General features: G+C 34.6%; 16 protein-coding genes and 1 tRNA gene. 11 read left to right on the top strand and 6 right to left on the bottom strand.

Annotated features, from left to right (window positions below; genetic code table 11):
* Nucleotides 1-57: 57 nt before the first annotated feature.
* The 4 genes from OOK87_RS01235 (at nucleotide 58) to OOK87_RS01250 (ending at nucleotide 1,228) form a co-directional block, all read left to right on the top strand.
* On the top strand, nucleotides 58-201 hold the full coding sequence (locus OOK87_RS01235; protein ID WP_264687828.1) for a hypothetical protein: 144 nt from the start codon (nucleotides 58-60) through the stop codon (nucleotides 199-201).
* A 42-nt stretch (nucleotides 202-243) separates the two neighbouring features.
* Nucleotides 244-579, top strand: coding sequence for a divalent-cation tolerance protein CutA (cutA, locus tag OOK87_RS01240; RefSeq protein ID WP_253309717.1), 336 nt, complete (start codon nucleotides 244-246; stop codon nucleotides 577-579).
* Nucleotides 570-644: transfer RNA gene (locus OOK87_RS01245), tRNA-Gln, on the top strand. The genes cutA and OOK87_RS01245 overlap by 10 nt, the downstream gene beginning before the upstream one ends.
* 350 nt (nucleotides 645-994) lie before the next feature.
* Nucleotides 995-1,228 carry a hypothetical protein gene (locus OOK87_RS01250; RefSeq protein WP_264687829.1) on the top strand — a complete coding sequence of 78 codons (234 nt, stop codon included), beginning with the start codon at nucleotides 995-997 and terminating at the stop codon, nucleotides 1,226-1,228.
* A gap of 7 nt (nucleotides 1,229-1,235) precedes the next feature.
* On the opposite strand, the gene OOK87_RS01255 is transcribed toward OOK87_RS01250, so the two are convergent.
* Together OOK87_RS01255 and OOK87_RS01260 are read right to left on the bottom strand one after the other, a co-directional pair.
* On the bottom strand, nucleotides 1,236-1,523 hold the full coding sequence (locus OOK87_RS01255; protein WP_264687830.1) for a hypothetical protein: 288 nt from the start codon (nucleotides 1,521-1,523) through the stop codon (nucleotides 1,236-1,238).
* An 843-nt stretch (nucleotides 1,524-2,366) separates the two neighbouring features.
* Nucleotides 2,367-3,014 carry a heme exporter protein CcmB gene (locus OOK87_RS01260; RefSeq protein ID WP_264687831.1) on the bottom strand — a complete coding sequence of 216 codons (648 nt, stop codon included), beginning with the start codon at nucleotides 3,012-3,014 and terminating at the stop codon, nucleotides 2,367-2,369.
* Nucleotides 3,015-3,121: 107 nt separating this feature from the next.
* Here OOK87_RS01260 and OOK87_RS01265 point away from each other — a divergent pair, with 107 nt between their 5' ends.
* The gene (locus tag OOK87_RS01265; RefSeq protein WP_253302608.1) at nucleotides 3,122-3,514 is read left to right on the top strand and encodes a TraR/DksA family transcriptional regulator; all 393 of its coding nucleotides are present in this window, start codon (nucleotides 3,122-3,124) and stop codon (nucleotides 3,512-3,514) included.
* 159 nt (nucleotides 3,515-3,673) lie between these two features.
* Here OOK87_RS01265 and ubiB read toward each other — a convergent pair whose 3' ends face one another.
* Together ubiB and OOK87_RS01275 are read right to left on the bottom strand one after the other, a co-directional pair.
* A complete protein-coding gene (gene ubiB, locus OOK87_RS01270; RefSeq protein WP_253309721.1) occupies nucleotides 3,674-5,110 on the bottom strand; it encodes a 2-polyprenylphenol 6-hydroxylase in 1,437 nt (478 codons plus the stop codon).
* On the bottom strand, nucleotides 5,107-5,847 hold the full coding sequence (locus OOK87_RS01275) for a metal ABC transporter ATP-binding protein (RefSeq protein ID WP_264687832.1): 741 nt from the start codon (nucleotides 5,845-5,847) through the stop codon (nucleotides 5,107-5,109). The genes ubiB and OOK87_RS01275 overlap by 4 nt, the downstream gene beginning before the upstream one ends.
* On the opposite strand from OOK87_RS01275, the gene OOK87_RS01280 reads away from it, so the two are divergent.
* Nucleotides 5,839-6,720, top strand: a complete 882-nt coding sequence (locus OOK87_RS01280) for a zinc ABC transporter substrate-binding protein (protein ID WP_253309609.1) — start codon at nucleotides 5,839-5,841, stop codon at nucleotides 6,718-6,720. The genes OOK87_RS01275 and OOK87_RS01280 overlap by 9 nt on opposite strands.
* Before the next feature lie 74 nt (nucleotides 6,721-6,794).
* On the opposite strand, the gene OOK87_RS01285 is transcribed toward OOK87_RS01280, so the two are convergent.
* Complete coding sequence (locus tag OOK87_RS01285) at nucleotides 6,795-7,070, bottom strand: helix-turn-helix domain-containing protein (protein ID WP_264687833.1); 276 nt, start codon at nucleotides 7,068-7,070, stop codon at nucleotides 6,795-6,797.
* A gap of 25 nt (nucleotides 7,071-7,095) precedes the next feature.
* Nucleotides 7,096-7,296, bottom strand: coding sequence for a 50S ribosomal protein L33 (gene rpmG / locus OOK87_RS01290; RefSeq protein ID WP_064124823.1), 201 nt, complete (start codon nucleotides 7,294-7,296; stop codon nucleotides 7,096-7,098).
* A 149-nt stretch (nucleotides 7,297-7,445) separates the two neighbouring features.
* Here rpmG and OOK87_RS01295 point away from each other — a divergent pair, with 149 nt between their 5' ends.
* The 5 genes from OOK87_RS01295 to OOK87_RS01315 all read left to right on the top strand — a co-directional run bounded on the left by OOK87_RS01295 (nucleotide 7,446) and on the right by OOK87_RS01315 (nucleotide 14,384).
* Nucleotides 7,446-9,209: an Rne/Rng family ribonuclease gene (locus OOK87_RS01295; protein ID WP_264687834.1), complete on the top strand. Its 1,764-nt coding sequence runs from the start codon at nucleotides 7,446-7,448 to the stop codon at nucleotides 9,207-9,209.
* Between the two features lie 87 nt (nucleotides 9,210-9,296).
* Nucleotides 9,297-11,219 (top strand): molecular chaperone DnaK, encoded by a 1,923-nt coding sequence (dnaK, locus tag OOK87_RS01300; RefSeq protein WP_264687835.1) that lies wholly within the window; start codon nucleotides 9,297-9,299, stop codon nucleotides 11,217-11,219.
* A gap of 88 nt (nucleotides 11,220-11,307) precedes the next feature.
* Nucleotides 11,308-11,592, top strand: a complete 285-nt coding sequence (locus tag OOK87_RS01305; protein ID WP_264687836.1) for a BolA family protein — start codon at nucleotides 11,308-11,310, stop codon at nucleotides 11,590-11,592.
* Nucleotides 11,593-11,599: 7 nt separating this feature from the next.
* Complete coding sequence (gene metC, locus OOK87_RS01310) at nucleotides 11,600-12,841, top strand: cystathionine beta-lyase (protein ID WP_264687837.1); 1,242 nt, start codon at nucleotides 11,600-11,602, stop codon at nucleotides 12,839-12,841.
* On the top strand, nucleotides 12,816-14,384 hold the full coding sequence (locus OOK87_RS01315) for a Mur ligase family protein (protein WP_264687838.1): 1,569 nt from the start codon (nucleotides 12,816-12,818) through the stop codon (nucleotides 14,382-14,384). Before metC ends, OOK87_RS01315 begins: the two co-directional genes overlap by 26 nt.
* Nucleotides 14,385-14,504: the final 120 nt, after the last annotated feature.

The raw sequence follows: 14,504 nt of genomic DNA on the forward strand, positions 1-14,504 counted from the left end.
ATGTTAGCCACTTTCATGTTTACCAACTTAGTGCTCAATCAAAATTCCTAGATCCCAGTGTCACGCACTGGGATGACAGGGGAAGGAAGCACTGGAATGACAGAAGAGAGCACTCGGATGACAGGGGAAGGAGGCACTGGAATGACAGAAGAGAGTGCTGGAATGACAGAAAAATCTAATCTATTTTCTCTTGATGAATAAACCTAAGTGGAGTATAGTAGAAATGCATTTACGTAGATTCTAATGAATAATTTAGTTTTGATTTATACAACTTTTTCAAGTTTGAAGGAGGCTAAAACTGTTTCTGAGGAATTGTTAAACGAGAAATTAATTGTATGTGTAAATATATTTCCTGAAGTGAATTCTCTGTATTTATGGGAAGGTAAAATTAGTAATAGTTGTGAAGTAGTAGCAATTATGAAGAGCAAAAATGATCAAGTTGATAAAATTGTAGAAAAAATCGAAGCAATGCATTCTTATGATCAGCCAGCTATTGCTGTGATGTCCATAGAAAAAGCAAATAAATCTTTTACTAATTGGGCTAATAGTGTTATTGATGTAAGTAGTATTGGGGTGTAGCCAAGTGGTAAGGTAGCGGTTTTTGATACCGTCACGCGAAGGTTCGAATCCTTCCACCCCAGCCATATTGAAGTGGGTGTGAAATGATATCACTTTTCTATAAATTAAGATTATTGAATTATATATTAGGTAGTCTAAAAGATATAATTGTGAAACTGTTTCTCTTCACAATGTATCTTTACACATCCAGCATTGTGTTCATGTTTCTCAGCAATGGTTTTTGGTATGCTGTAGAATTTGGCTCTTTCAAAAATGCGTTTTACCATTTATTTCAATATTGCAAGTGGTATTATGAAAATAGGGAAGACCTCGGTTACGGAATTTCTATTCGAATATTAGTAGCATTCCTTACTCCGCATTTTCTCTATAAGTTGTTCCTTAGCACAGGCTGGAAGTCTTTTTTAAAGAAAAGATAGTGCAGATACTCAGCACAAGAAGAAAAAAGGGTAGTGAGTTCAGTAACAGTAGTAAACCAAGTGGCAGTAGTTATAGTGATAAGAATAATTACAGCAATAACAGTGAGCATCACGCTCAAGATGCAAAGTGGAAAGTAAACATAATAAAGCAGCTATTAATCAAAGATATAGAGGCAACTATAGATAGGAGATTGAATGATATTTTTTTCGGTAAAAGGAGTAAACCTCATTAAAAAGGCTTTATCTAGTAAGGCTTTTTAAGATTGGCTGTATTTTGTTTTTTACGTATACCGGATCACAATCAGCCAATATACATGTGTGTGCAAAATCTTGACTAAAGTCCGATAACCAAGAAATCGCCTTACGTTTCTCTACCAAGCTTTCTGTTTTTTTACAGTGACTTGCTGCATCAGTCATTGCCTGCGCTATTACTGATTTCCACAGCAAATAATACCTTTGTATATCATCTGACGTACTATTTGTTTCATAGTGGTTAAAAAATTCTTTAAAATTGAAGTTGTTTGACATAATGATACCTCTTTGGATTGAAATTTGAAATGATTTGAGTTTATGTCGCCACAGCAGATCCCGCTAACAAGTAGCGGGATGACGATTGTCAGGGTGTCATCCCAGTGCCTCTCTATAATGTCATCCCAGTAGCCCCTATAATGTCATCCCAGTAGCCCCTATAATGTCATCCGAGTAGCTGACACTGGGATCTCATTTCACTCTATAATAGCAGTGCTCCTTTCTTGTCATCCCAGTACTGATTAGCTATAAAATTTAAGAAATTTACCAAATAAAAAAAAAGGCAAAAGAAGCCCCGTGGTTGGCTAATTACTTACATTATACTTTCAAGTATGGCGTTTTTTTATTCTAAACGCTTAATAACCGCGATTTAGCTGCTTTTTAATGCAACTAACCTTTAGTCATAAATGTTTAAGAAATTTACTAAACAGAAAAAAAGGCAAAAGAAACCCTAGGGTAGCTAGTTATTCACTATCCATTTTTTAAGTTGGCGTTTTTTGATGTTTTAAATGCTTTATAAGCGTATTTCAGCTTGTATAGGTAAAAACCTAGAAATTTGATAAAGACATAGAGTGCACATAGTGCAAAAAATTAAACATGAGACGCCAAATACGTTGAGTTTTTTTGTCATTTAATCTGTACAGAGAAGATAAATAAATAGCTTCAGTTTCATAATAAGGGGCTGGCGGAGTTTGTCAAGTAAGTTTTTTCGTTTCTATGTTGTCAGCTACTTGCATGACACCATTTGTTGTAAACTCACTTTTTCTTGATTTTTTGGTTTATCTTGTCTACCTATTTTGCCACTCTGCTAAACGGATACCTACTGAATAACAGTAAGATTTTTCAATCCTGTTCCACAGCAAATTTTAGTGCCATGTGAGTAGTTATAGTGCTGTTAACAATCAAAACGACAAAAATTAACATGGTGATTAGTAGTGTATAAATATTCAAGGACAAATTTTCAAATTGAGTTAGCATTTTAAAATACACAAAGGTTGGCATTATCATTGGCAAAACAAGAATTTGCGATACTCCTGATGCTAAGTTGTTTCGACCAATCATCAATGCATTTCCAGTAGCTGAAATATTAATGATTATCAGCGTATTAAATAATAAAGACACTCCAACTGCTATTGAGTGTTCAATACTATTGCCTAGAACTGCAAAGCTGAATATGGAAGAAACCACTGAAATCGGTAGCCCAAATAATAACCAGTGAGCGAAAATTTTATAAGCAACTATAAGCCTAGAAGAGAGTGGCTGTACAAAGATTTGCTCTAATATTCCATCATGATAATCAGATGTAAACAAATTATTTGTAGAGATCTGCAAAACAAATGTAGCACATATCCATGTTAATGTTAACATAACTTCTTGTTTATTGTTGTTTTCAAGTGTAAATGAAGATAAACTTAACATTATAATAAAAATACATACTGTATAGGTAAGGTTCTTACCATCTATTACTAATTTTTTTACTAAGTCGATCATACTAGGCTTTTAAATGTTTATTATAAATTATAGTGTTTACTTTGAGGGTAGTATAATTTTTTGTTCATAAGTTATATAGGTTTTATTATTTTTTTGATAATGCAATTATGGAAAAGTTACCGAAAATAAAGTCACCAGAGGATTATACTCCTTCAGAAGATGAAGAATATATGAGCGTAAAACAACTGGAATACTTCAGCTTAAAGTTACAATCAATACTCGCTGAGTTGGAGAAACAAGAACTAGAAGATAATAGTATTGATACATACTATTCTGATGGAGATAGTGGAAATGAGGAATTAATCAAGCGCCGAAAAGATAGAAAAGAAAAGATTAAGGAGGCGTTAGAAAAAATAAAATTAGGCACTTATGGTTACTGCGATGGAACAGGAGAAGAAATAGGAGTCGAAAGACTTAAAGCTAATCCGCTTGCTATATATTGTATTGAAGAGCAAGAGAGAGTAGAAAAAGAAAAGAACGTGTACAACATTAACGATTAATTTACACATAAGTGGTGAGCCATTGGGCTTCAAGAGGAGCAAGAGGCGGATCAGTACTGAAGTATGTTATGCTATAAAGAAAGTGGAAAATTGGACATTCTCAACTCGACTCCTGCAGATTAAAAATTAAGTTGAATTAAAAATTGGGTTTGACACAGTTTATTTAACACTCCCTAAAAATTTAACGATTAGAATTATAATTACAAACCACAGTAAAAAATAGACTTTTCCATTTGATTTATTTTTAACTTGGATGTTTTCTAATTTTTTATCAGCTATTAGGTTTAATTTTTCTATAAGGCTAAATATCCCTTGGATTGTTTTTACAGGATAAGAATTTCTAATTTTTTCCCTATACCCTATTTTACTTTCATGTTGACTGCTTATCCACGCTTCAACTACTTTCCACATATTGATTTCTGGGTAGATCTTTCTACATGTCCCTTCCAGTAAAATCATAGTTTTCTGCAGCAATAACAATTGTGTTTGAACTTTCATATCAAAATCACCAGTTATTTTTAATAGCTGAGCAAGTAAACTAGCAAATGAAATCTTCTGTATAGGCTGCCCAATAATGGGTTCACCTATTGCCCTGCAAGCTGTGACAAAATTTCTATGCTGTGATGAAACGTAACCAGCTTTAAAGTGCATTTTTGCAACGTGGTCATAATCCCGATTTAAAAAGCCTTTGAGTATCTCTATAACGTAATAGCATGTCTCACGATCTATTCTACCCATGATTCCACAATCCAGGGCAATAATATTGTTATTACTATCAACCATTAGATTTCCAGGATGCATATCAGCATGAAAAAAACAATCCCTGTATACCTGACTACAAAACGATTCTATAAGATTGATAGCTATTTGCTTACGATTATTCAGTTTTTCAACTTCGTATATTGGTGTTGCTTCTATCCATTCTAATGTTAAAACCTTTTTTGCAGTTCTATTCCAATCTATTTCAGGTACATAAAAACCTCTGTCATTTTTTGTGTTTTCCTTTAGTTCTGAAGAGTGAGCAGCTTCAAAACGTAGATCTAACTCTAATCGGCAAATTTCAGCAAAAGTTTTGACTAATTCAATTGGCCTCAGCCTTTTTGATTGTTCGCTAAATTTTTCTGCAATTTCTGCAAGCCAAGAAAGCATTTTTATATCCCTTGAGAATGTTTTCTCAATATTTGGCCTTAAAACCTTCACAGCAACTTCCTTACCCTCAGTTGTAACCGCTCTATGCACCTGAGAAATCGATGCTGCTGCAATTGGCTTTTCAGAAAAGCTTGAAAAAATGTCGCTCAATTTACAATTAAACTCACTTTCTATAGTTTTAACTGCTATTTTATGTGAAAATGATGGCAATCTATCACATATCAATAACAAGTTATTTGTTATATCCTCATTTAAAACATCAGTACGTGATGAGATAGACTGCCCAAACTTAATGAACACCGGACCTAATTTTTCAAGAGCACACTTTAGCTTATGGCCTTGTATTTTATTTATTGATTTCTTTGATGGTGGAAGTAAATAAGGTAATATATTGTAACGTGTCAGCACTGTAGTTATGTGCAGAAGACGCAAAATATTTTGAATCATTTTGCTGCGTAACTGCTAAATATTTCATTTAGGGTTCTATTTTTCATAATCTCATCAGGCTTGCCTTGGCAATAGATAGTATTATTTATACAAATTACGTAATCTGAGGATGGTAGAGCAGAGTTAAGATCATGAGAAGTTATAAGAATCGATACCAATCGTTTTTTTGCTATTTTATTTATAATATCATAAAATTTAGCCCGCGCGTTAATATCCATTGCACTGACTGGTTCATCTAGAATGATCAAGTCAGGTTCTGCAATTAAACAACGTGCAAGCAGCAATAATTGTGTTTGCCCTGCAGAAATTTCTAACACTTGATTCTTCAAAATGTTACCGATACCAACCAACTCTATCGCTTCTGTAATAATGGATTGATTTTTCTTTAGTCTTTTCAAGGAGCTATTTAAAAGGAAATATTCAACTGTTATTGGCATCAAATTACTAATATTAAAATTTTGCGGCATATAGCCAATTTTTATGTTGTCAGCAAATACGATACTACCGGTACAGCTTTTATTTATGCCAGCAATTGCTTTCACTAAAGAGGTTTTACCTCCACCATTTGGACCAAGTATTGTAATTACGTCTCCTCTTTCCATGAACATATTGATATTGTCAAGGATTCTTTTACCATCATATGTGAGAGCAAGATTTTCTATTTTTAGAACACGATTATTGACATTATTTAACTTTTTGGCAAAATTTAACTTCTTCTCAACGTTTATATGAGACATTTACTGCCTTTTTTTCTATTACTTTCATTTACACTATACTATAATATTGCCTTTTCATCCAATTTAAAAGTTGTAGCTACAATCAAACCTATCCACTCACTTGTAGCTTCTGTGACAGAAGGAATTTTAGAACCGGAATTGCTTGGCTATGCAACATCTGCGCATAATTATATATTAAAGCCGTCTGATGCGAGTAATTTGGAATCAAGTGATGTCATATTTTACACTGACGATAACTTAGAGACGTTTGTTCAAACTTTCGCCAAAAATAATAAAGAACTAGTGCAATTGTCAAAGGTAATCAACCTACTTCCTGCTCGGCCACATTCATTTTCTAGAAAAATTACCAATACTCAAGATGAAAAAGACCTACACATTTGGCTGAGTCCCGAAAATGCAAAGAGCATGGTACTTTTTATAAGTGCAACATTGTCTAACATAGATAAAGAAAATTTCCATCGATACAACTCTAATGCAACAAAAGCCATAAAAAAAATAGACCAAGAAGTAAAAGAAATCGTGAAAGAACTGAATGATTTTAAAAATCAAAAATACATCGTCACTCACGATGCTTATCAATATTTTGAAAAATATTTTGGTTTAAATCACCCAAGCGCCATTCTTTCTATAGAAGAGGATTCGTACATAGGTATGAAGAGTTTAATGAAGCTAAAAAAGATAATGAAGGAAGAAAACGTTAAATGTATATTTGCTCATTCACAAGAAGATAGCATAAAGCCTAATGCTCTTTCTAATGACGCAAAAATGGTAGTTCTTGATCCTATTGGATCAGACATAGAGCCTGGAAAAGATGCATATCTAGCTATAATCAATAGCATTGCACAAAATTTCAAATCTTGTTTTGTTGAGTAACAAGTTCTTTTTAAAATGCCTCTGACTTACTGTTTTATTGTTCTGCATTTAAATCACCATTTGTCCTTTACATATTATACAGGTTTAGAATTATGCTTTATTCTTACGTTTATGTCTTGGTCCAATGCAATCAATAAGTTAAGCAAGTATTCTAAGGAAAACCCTTCGATTTTTGACCTATTGATTTGAGATACTTTAGGTTGATCAATCTTTAGAGCGCTTGCTGCTTTTTTCTGTGTTTTGTACCTCTTACTTATTAATTGTGCAATGACCTTTATTAATTTCAGTTTTGTATCTTTTACATCCCCCAACTCTACTATTATAGGATAACTTAATTGTAAATTTTGCATAATAATAAAATTCCTTATAAAAAAACTACTTTAATTTTTCTTCTTTAAATAATACGTGCCTTCTGACTACTGGGTCATACTTCCTAAACTCCAGTTTTCTGGTGAGCTTTTTTGGATTACGCTTTTTTACATAAAAATAGCCAGTTGATTTTTCTTCACCAGTTTTTGTTATCTTGATTGCAGTGCTGACTAACTTAACGAGCAAAGAAGCATTTTTTTTCGCCATACTTATAATGATATAATAAATTCTATGCGAGTTTATTACGCAAAACACTAAAAGTCAACCGAATAGTGCAGATCGTAAAATTCTTGACAATCAACAGTGCATTAAGTAGCATGAAGTTAACTTCAGAATGAAAAGCAAACGGTAAATAAGTGGCAAATAGTGGCAAAAGGTTATTATTGATAGAAAATTCTGCCTGTTCTAATGAGGTAAGAGTTGCCTTATCAGTTAATAATAAGGTTGTAGAATTTGAACAAGAATTCAAGGAAAAAAAACAATTAAGAGGTAATATATACGTTGCTTATGTAAAGCGTATAGAGCCTTCTTTGCAAGCCGTATTTATTGAATATGGAAAAAACAAGCAAGGTTTTTTATCTTTTTCCGAGATATCTCTAGATTACTTCAATATTCCAGAAAAAGAAAAGGAAATTATCTTTGAGGGCTACTCAAATGACGATTGTACAGAAGAAGCTTCAGCAAATGTTTCTTCAGATTCTGCAGCTAGTAAGAATGTCAACGAGTTAGGTAGTGGTTTTGTAAGAGAGGTACCTTTATATAAAAAATACAAATTACAAGATGTTATTTCAGTAAATCAAAAAGTATTGGTCCAGCTAACTAAAGAGGAACGAGGCAATAAAGGAGCTTCATTTACAACATACATAACTTTAGTGGGTAGATACTGTGTTTTCATGCCAAATTCCATGAGTAAAGGTGGAGTGTCTCGCAGAATTGAAGATGCTAATGTCAGAAAGCAGTTAAAGGATATACTGAGTTCAATAAACTTGCCAAAAAGATCAGGTTTAATAGTAAGAACTGTTGGTTCAGGAAAAGATAAGAAAGAAATTGAGCAGGATTACAATTACTTATCCTCATTATGGCAGAGCATTCAAAAAAATGCCTTCTCTGTAAATGCTCCATCATTAATTTACAACGAAGCAGATGTAATTATGAGATCTGTTCGTGATTTTTGTAGCGATGGTATAGAAGTCATAGTATCTGGGAAGGAAGCTTTTGAAGCAGTGAGACAATATACTAAAAATGCATTAAAAGGTAGTAAGTTGCGTTACAGATTGTATAGAGGTTCTATCCCAATCTTTACTTACTATGGAATCGAAGATCAAATTTCTGAGTTATATAGCAATAGGGTAGAGTTGCCATCTGGTGGGTCTTTGGTAATAACTTTAACTGAGGCGTTTGTTTCAATAGACGTAAATTCAGGAAAGATGACAGGAGAAGATAGCATAGAAGAAACAGCTTATAGAACCAATATGGAAGCAGTACCTGAAATATCAAGACAGGTGAATCTTAGGGGCCTATCAGGATTAATAGTAGTCGATTTTATTGACATGTTGAAATATCAGTATTGCAGAGCTGTTGAGTCTGCTATAAAGCAAGCGTTTAAAGACGATAAAGCTAAAGTTCAATTTAGCTACATAAATGACTTTGGTTTAATGGTATTTTCAAGACAAAGAATTAAACCAAACATACAAGAAATTAATACTACAGAGTGTTTACACTGCAAGGGTATTGGAAGAGTAAAATCGAACGAAGTAATTGTTGCATCGATACTAAGGGATTTACAACACATTGCTCATAGTAACCAAAATAAGTCTTTTGATTTAGTAGCGCATAGTGCGGTTATAGCGCATATTTTTAATAATAAAAGGAATACAGTTTCTACAATCGAAAAAGAGTTTAATATTACATTGAACATTAGTATTGATAACAGTTTAGATGTAAATACATTTGTTTTAAAACAAGGAGATGATGTTAATTCAAACGGTTATAAGCCATTACAGAACTCTGGATACCAAATTGAGGATAGCAGCAATGAAGAAGTTGATAATTCAAATAAACTACGAGGCAATTTTTGGCTGACTAAATGGCTTTCGCGCTTTTTAAGTTCTAATAACTAATTAGAAACCCTAAATTGGGCTTGTAATTAATAAGTCCTATACTTATATATTCTTATATCAGATAATATTTACAATGGGGTACTCATTATGGGAAGAGCAATAGGCATAGATCTCGGAACAACAAATTCTTGTGTTGCAATAATGCAGGGCAAGGATACAAAGGTAATAGAAAATAAAGAAGGGGCAAGAACTACTCCATCTATAGTTGCATTTACTTCGTCAGGAGAAAGGTTGATTGGCGCTCCTGCAAAAAGACAAGCAACCACCAATGCAAGTAATACTTTTTTTGCTACTAAGAGATTAATAGGCCGTCAATACGGTGATTCTGAAATGAAAAATCTAAACGTGCCGTATAAAGTGTTTGCAGCAAAAAATGGTGACGCATGGGTTAAAACCACTGATAATAAAGAATACTCTCCTAGTCAAATTGGTGCATTCATACTACAAAACATGAAAGAAGCAGCAGAAGCTTATCTTGGAGAGGAAGTAAAAGATGCTGTGATAACAGTGCCAGCATACTTCAACGACTCTCAACGTCAAGCAACAAAAGATGCAGGAAAAATCGCCGGATTAAATGTGCTCAGAATAGTAAATGAACCGACTGCTGCAGCGCTTGCTTATGGTCTTGATAAGAAACATGGGCACACAATAGTGGTATATGACCTTGGTGGTGGTACATTTGATGTCTCAATACTTGAAATAGGTGAAGGGGTTTTTGAAGTAAAGGCTACAAATGGTGACACTCATCTTGGAGGTGAAGACTTTGATAACGCAATAGTGAGTTATTTACTAGATGAATTCAAGAAAAGTAATGGCATTGATTTGAAAAATGATCCAATGGCTATGCAAAGAATCAAAGAAGCTGCTGAAAAAGCGAAAATTGAATTATCAAGTGCAATGGAAACGGAAATAAATCTACCGTTTATTACAGCTGATGCAAGTGGTCCAAAACACTTAAATATGAAATTAACGAGAGCAAAACTTGAAAGCTTAGTGAATGGTTTAATCGAAAGAACTATGGCTCCTTGTAAAAAAGCTCTTGAGGATGCTGGTTTGTCTGCTAGTCAAATTGGCGAAGTGGTTCTCGTTGGTGGCATGACTCGTATGCCAAAAGTCATAGAGAAAGTTAAAGAATTCTTTGGCAAAGATCCACATAGAGGAGTAAATCCTGATGAAGTTGTAGCAATTGGAGCTGCAATACAGGCGGGAATCATTCAAGGTGATGTAAGAGATGTGTTACTACTTGACGTGACTCCACTTTCTCTTGGTATTGAGACTCTAGGAGGAGTATTCACTCCACTTATTGAACGTAATACTACTATTCCTACTAAAAAATCTCAGGTGTTTTCAACTGCAGAAGATAACCAAACAGCCGTTACAATTAAGGTACATCAAGGTGAAAGAAAATTGGCGGTTGATAACAAGCTACTTGGTCAGTTTAGTTTGGAAGGGATACCTACTGCTCCTCGTGGAGTTCCTCAGATCGAAGTAACATTTGACATAGATGCAAATGGAATAGCACACGTTTCTGCAAAAGATAAAGCTACTGGAAAAGAGCAAAAAATACGCATTCAATCTTCAGGTGGTCTATCTGATGATGAAATAAATCGCATGGTAAAAGAAGCTGAAGAAAAAGCGCAAGAAGATGAAAAGCGCAAAAAGTTTATTGAAGTGAAGAATCAAGCGGATAGTTTAGTTCATTCTACAGAAAAGTCTCTGACAGAGTATGGTGATAAAGTTTCACCAGAAGATAAATCTGCTATTGAAAATGCAGTTAACGAATTAAAAGAAGTTAGTAAATCTGATAACATTGATGACGCTGATTCAATCCAGCAGAAAGTTACTAATCTTTCTCAATTATCTATGAAACTTGGAGAAGCTATGTATAATGCCTCACAACAAAATAGTGCTGGAAATGGCTTTTCATCAGAAGGGAATCCAAATGATAAAGAAGAAAAAGTAGTAGATTCTGATTATCAAGACATAGATAATAAGGAAGAGAATAAATAAGGGTGTATTGTTATATCACTTTTCCTGTCATCCCAGTGTCAGCTACTTGGATGACAAGAGGAGCATGTTGTTGCTTAAAGAAACCATTATGGATATTATTAAAACAATAGAAGAAAAGATACGCGATTCGATAGATGTAATTGATATCAACATTTTCGATGAATCAGCAAAGCATGCTGATCATTATTTTGCTTCATCTTCAACATTACCTTCGCACATTAAATTAATATTAATATCTGACGGCTTTATTGGAATGAGTATTCTAAAAAGACATAAGTTGATTTATGAGTTATTGAAGGGTGAGATAGAGCTAATACATGCAATTTCTCTTCACTTGTATACGCAAAACGAGTACAATTTAAAAAATAAATAATAAAAATGTGAAGGAAGAGTCTATATTAGTTAAAGCAGGAAGAAAATTTAATGACTATAAAGGTTCTATGAACCCGCCAGTTTATCATTCTTCTACCATATTATTTCCTACTTACAAGGACTACTTAAATGCAGCAAATGGAGAAAGTATATACGATGTAATCAACGATGGTGTTGCAAGGGATTATAGCTACAGTAATGTTGGTACTCCTACTGTCCATTATCTTTCAAATGCACTGGCTGAAATTGAAGGGAGTGGACAAGCGCTTATTTATCCTTCCGGACTATTTGCACTTACTTTTGCTATTTTGACTTTCACTAAAGCAGGCTCGCACGTTTTAATTCAAGATAATAGTTATTATAGGCTTAGGAGGTTTGCAGAAAATGAGCTACCAAAAAGAGGAACAGAAGTAACTTTTTATGATCCAACGCAGGATATAACTGATTTAATTCAGAGTAATACTTCATTGATAATGATCGAGACTCCTGGTTCTATAATGTTTGAGATTTCGAATATAGAGCATATAGTAAAAGTTGCTAAAGAACATGGAATCGTAACCGTTTGCGACAATTCATGGGCCACTCCTTTGTTATTTAAGCCGCTTGATTATGGAATTGATGTTGCACTATATTCAGTGACAAAGTATCTAGCCGGTCACTCAGATTTAGTTATGGGAGCTATTATTGCTGAAGGTGAAATTTTTAAATTGCTTTATGAGAGCTATAAAAATTATGGAGTAACCATTCAATCGCACGACTGCTACCTTGCACACAGGGGACTAAGAACACTGCACACACGTATGAAAAGGCACCAAAATACAGCAATGGAAGTGGCAAAGTGGCTAGAAGCACAGCAAAAAGTTAGAAAGGTTTTATATCCAGCACTTCCCTCCCATCCTCAACACGAATTATGGAAAAGTTACTTCAAAGGAGCAAGCGGCACATTCAGTATAGCACTGGATAGAGAATATTCATGTGAAGAACTAAGCTGCATGGTTGATCATATGAAAATTTTTAGTATTGGTGCTTCTTGGGGAGGGTGCGACAGTTTGATATTACCAGTAGATCGTAGATCTATGTCAAGATCTGTAATGAATTCAGATTGTGGTGGAAGTTTCGTGCGAATATTTTGTGGACTGGAAGATCCTGAAGATTTAATCTTTGACCTTAATGACGCACTAAAAAGGTTACCATGTTTAGACTTTCAAAACGATGAAGTAGGACATGAAACTGAGAGAATTACTGCATGATATTGTTGATGTTAACTTTGACGTTGAAATCAAGGGCGTTACATATAATCCCAAGAGAGTCAAGGAAGGTTATCTTTTCGTTTGTGTGTCTGCGGTGTCATTCCAGCGCGTGACGCTGGAATCTAGAAAACCAGCATGTATCCAGATTTTTCCTACTGAATCCCAGTATCACGCACACGACTGTGTAGACGTTGTCATACAAGGAACCAAAAAAGATGTCATCCCAGTGCTTGACTACTTGGATCCAGAAAATTTAATTGCAAATGAGCACACTAGGCAATTGTATAATAAAAACTGGATTCCAGTGTCACGCACTGGAATGACAGATACTTCGAGCTTTGCAGTGCTTGAACACCCAAATCCTCAAGAAATATACAGCGAAATAGTCAGCAGGTTTTATCAATTCAAACAGCCCAAATATGTTGCTGCTGTAACGGGTACGAATGGTAAAACTTCAGTAGTAGAATTTTGCCGCCAGATCTGGCAAAACTCTGGCTATAATGCTGCGTCTATTGGAACACTTGGAACATGCATCAATAATGGTAGAAAAGGTAATAGCAACAGTCTTACCACTCCAGATGCAGATGACCTTTACGCAACATTGCGTGGTATAAATGTAGAACACTTAGTGTTAGAAGCATCAAGTCATGGGATTGATCAATATAGAATCCATGGATTAAAGTTGAGTGCTGCAGCTTTTACTAATTTCTCGCAAGATCATTTAGATTACCATAAAAATCTTGGTGAATATTTAGAAACTAAAAAAAGGTTATTTTACGAGGTATTACCAGAAGGAAAAACAGCGATTTTAAATGCGGATATAGATGAATACTACGCGTTGCTTAAGATAGCTGAAAAACGCAGCAACAAAATTATCACCTATGGAAAAACAGGCTCTGATATTACTTTATTGGAGCAAACACCAACCCCTAATGGTCAACACCTTACAATAAAAATTGGTGGTGAAATTTATGATACGTTTTTTCCGGTTCTGGGGCAATTTCAAGCATATAATCTGTTGTGTGCAATGGGTATAGTTACCTCGTCTGGACTGAATTACAGAGAAATATGCGTAGAAAAACTCGTTTCTCCACCAGGAAGAATGGAAAAAGTGAAACCTTTTGCATTTGTGGATTACGCTCATACTCCAAGTGCGCTTAAACAAGCCCTATTGTCTTTAAAATGGCACTTCAATAAAAAAATAATTCTAGTTTTTGGTTGTGGTGGCAATCGTGATCAAACAAAACGCGCAGAAATGGGTAAAGTAGCACAAATATATGCAGACAAAGTGATAATCACGGATGACAATCCGCGTGATGGGAATCCTGCAGAAATTCGTCGTGGTATTTTACTACATTGCCCTAATGCGCTAGAGATAGAAGATAGAAGAGAAGCTATAGAGAAAGGAGTAGATATTGCCTATAACGAGGGTATGATTCTGCTAGTTGCAGGAAAAGGACATGAGAAATTCCAAATTGTAGGAAGCCAAACTTTTGAGTTCAGTGATGTTGAGGTTATTAAAAATCATGCCTTAACATACTGATTTTCACAATGGGCTTACCTCCGTATCTGTTCAGGGACGTGGCTAATGTGCGAATATTGAAGCAAAAGTGATGTCATCCCAGTGCTTGACACTGGGATGACATCCTCCTGGTAGACAATG

The organism is Wolbachia endosymbiont (group A) of Sympetrum striolatum, from assembly GCF_947250715.1.
In the GTDB taxonomy this organism is placed as follows: Bacteria; Pseudomonadota; Alphaproteobacteria; order Rickettsiales; family Anaplasmataceae; genus Wolbachia.

Coding starts and splice junctions, on each gene's coding strand:
- cutA (WP_253309717.1), top strand. CDS start 244: ATGAATAATTTAGTTTTGATTTATACAACTTTTTCAAGTTTGAAGGAG.
- OOK87_RS01255 (WP_264687830.1), bottom strand. CDS start 1,523: ATGTCAAACAACTTCAATTTTAAAGAATTTTTTAACCACTATGAAACA.
- OOK87_RS01260 (WP_264687831.1), bottom strand. CDS start 3,014: ATGATCGACTTAGTAAAAAAATTAGTAATAGATGGTAAGAACCTTACC.
- OOK87_RS01265 (WP_253302608.1), top strand. CDS start 3,122: ATGGAAAAGTTACCGAAAATAAAGTCACCAGAGGATTATACTCCTTCA.
- ubiB (WP_253309721.1), bottom strand. CDS start 5,110: ATGATTCAAAATATTTTGCGTCTTCTGCACATAACTACAGTGCTGACA.
- OOK87_RS01280 (WP_253309609.1), top strand. CDS start 5,839: ATGAGACATTTACTGCCTTTTTTTCTATTACTTTCATTTACACTATAC.
- OOK87_RS01275 (WP_264687832.1), bottom strand. CDS start 5,847: ATGTCTCATATAAACGTTGAGAAGAAGTTAAATTTTGCCAAAAAGTTA.
- OOK87_RS01285 (WP_264687833.1), bottom strand. CDS start 7,070: ATGCAAAATTTACAATTAAGTTATCCTATAATAGTAGAGTTGGGGGAT.
- rpmG (WP_064124823.1), bottom strand. CDS start 7,296: ATGGCGAAAAAAAATGCTTCTTTGCTCGTTAAGTTAGTCAGCACTGCA.
- dnaK (WP_264687835.1), top strand. CDS start 9,297: ATGGGAAGAGCAATAGGCATAGATCTCGGAACAACAAATTCTTGTGTT.
- OOK87_RS01305 (WP_264687836.1), top strand. CDS start 11,308: ATGGATATTATTAAAACAATAGAAGAAAAGATACGCGATTCGATAGAT.
- OOK87_RS01315 (WP_264687838.1), top strand. CDS start 12,816: ATGAAACTGAGAGAATTACTGCATGATATTGTTGATGTTAACTTTGAC.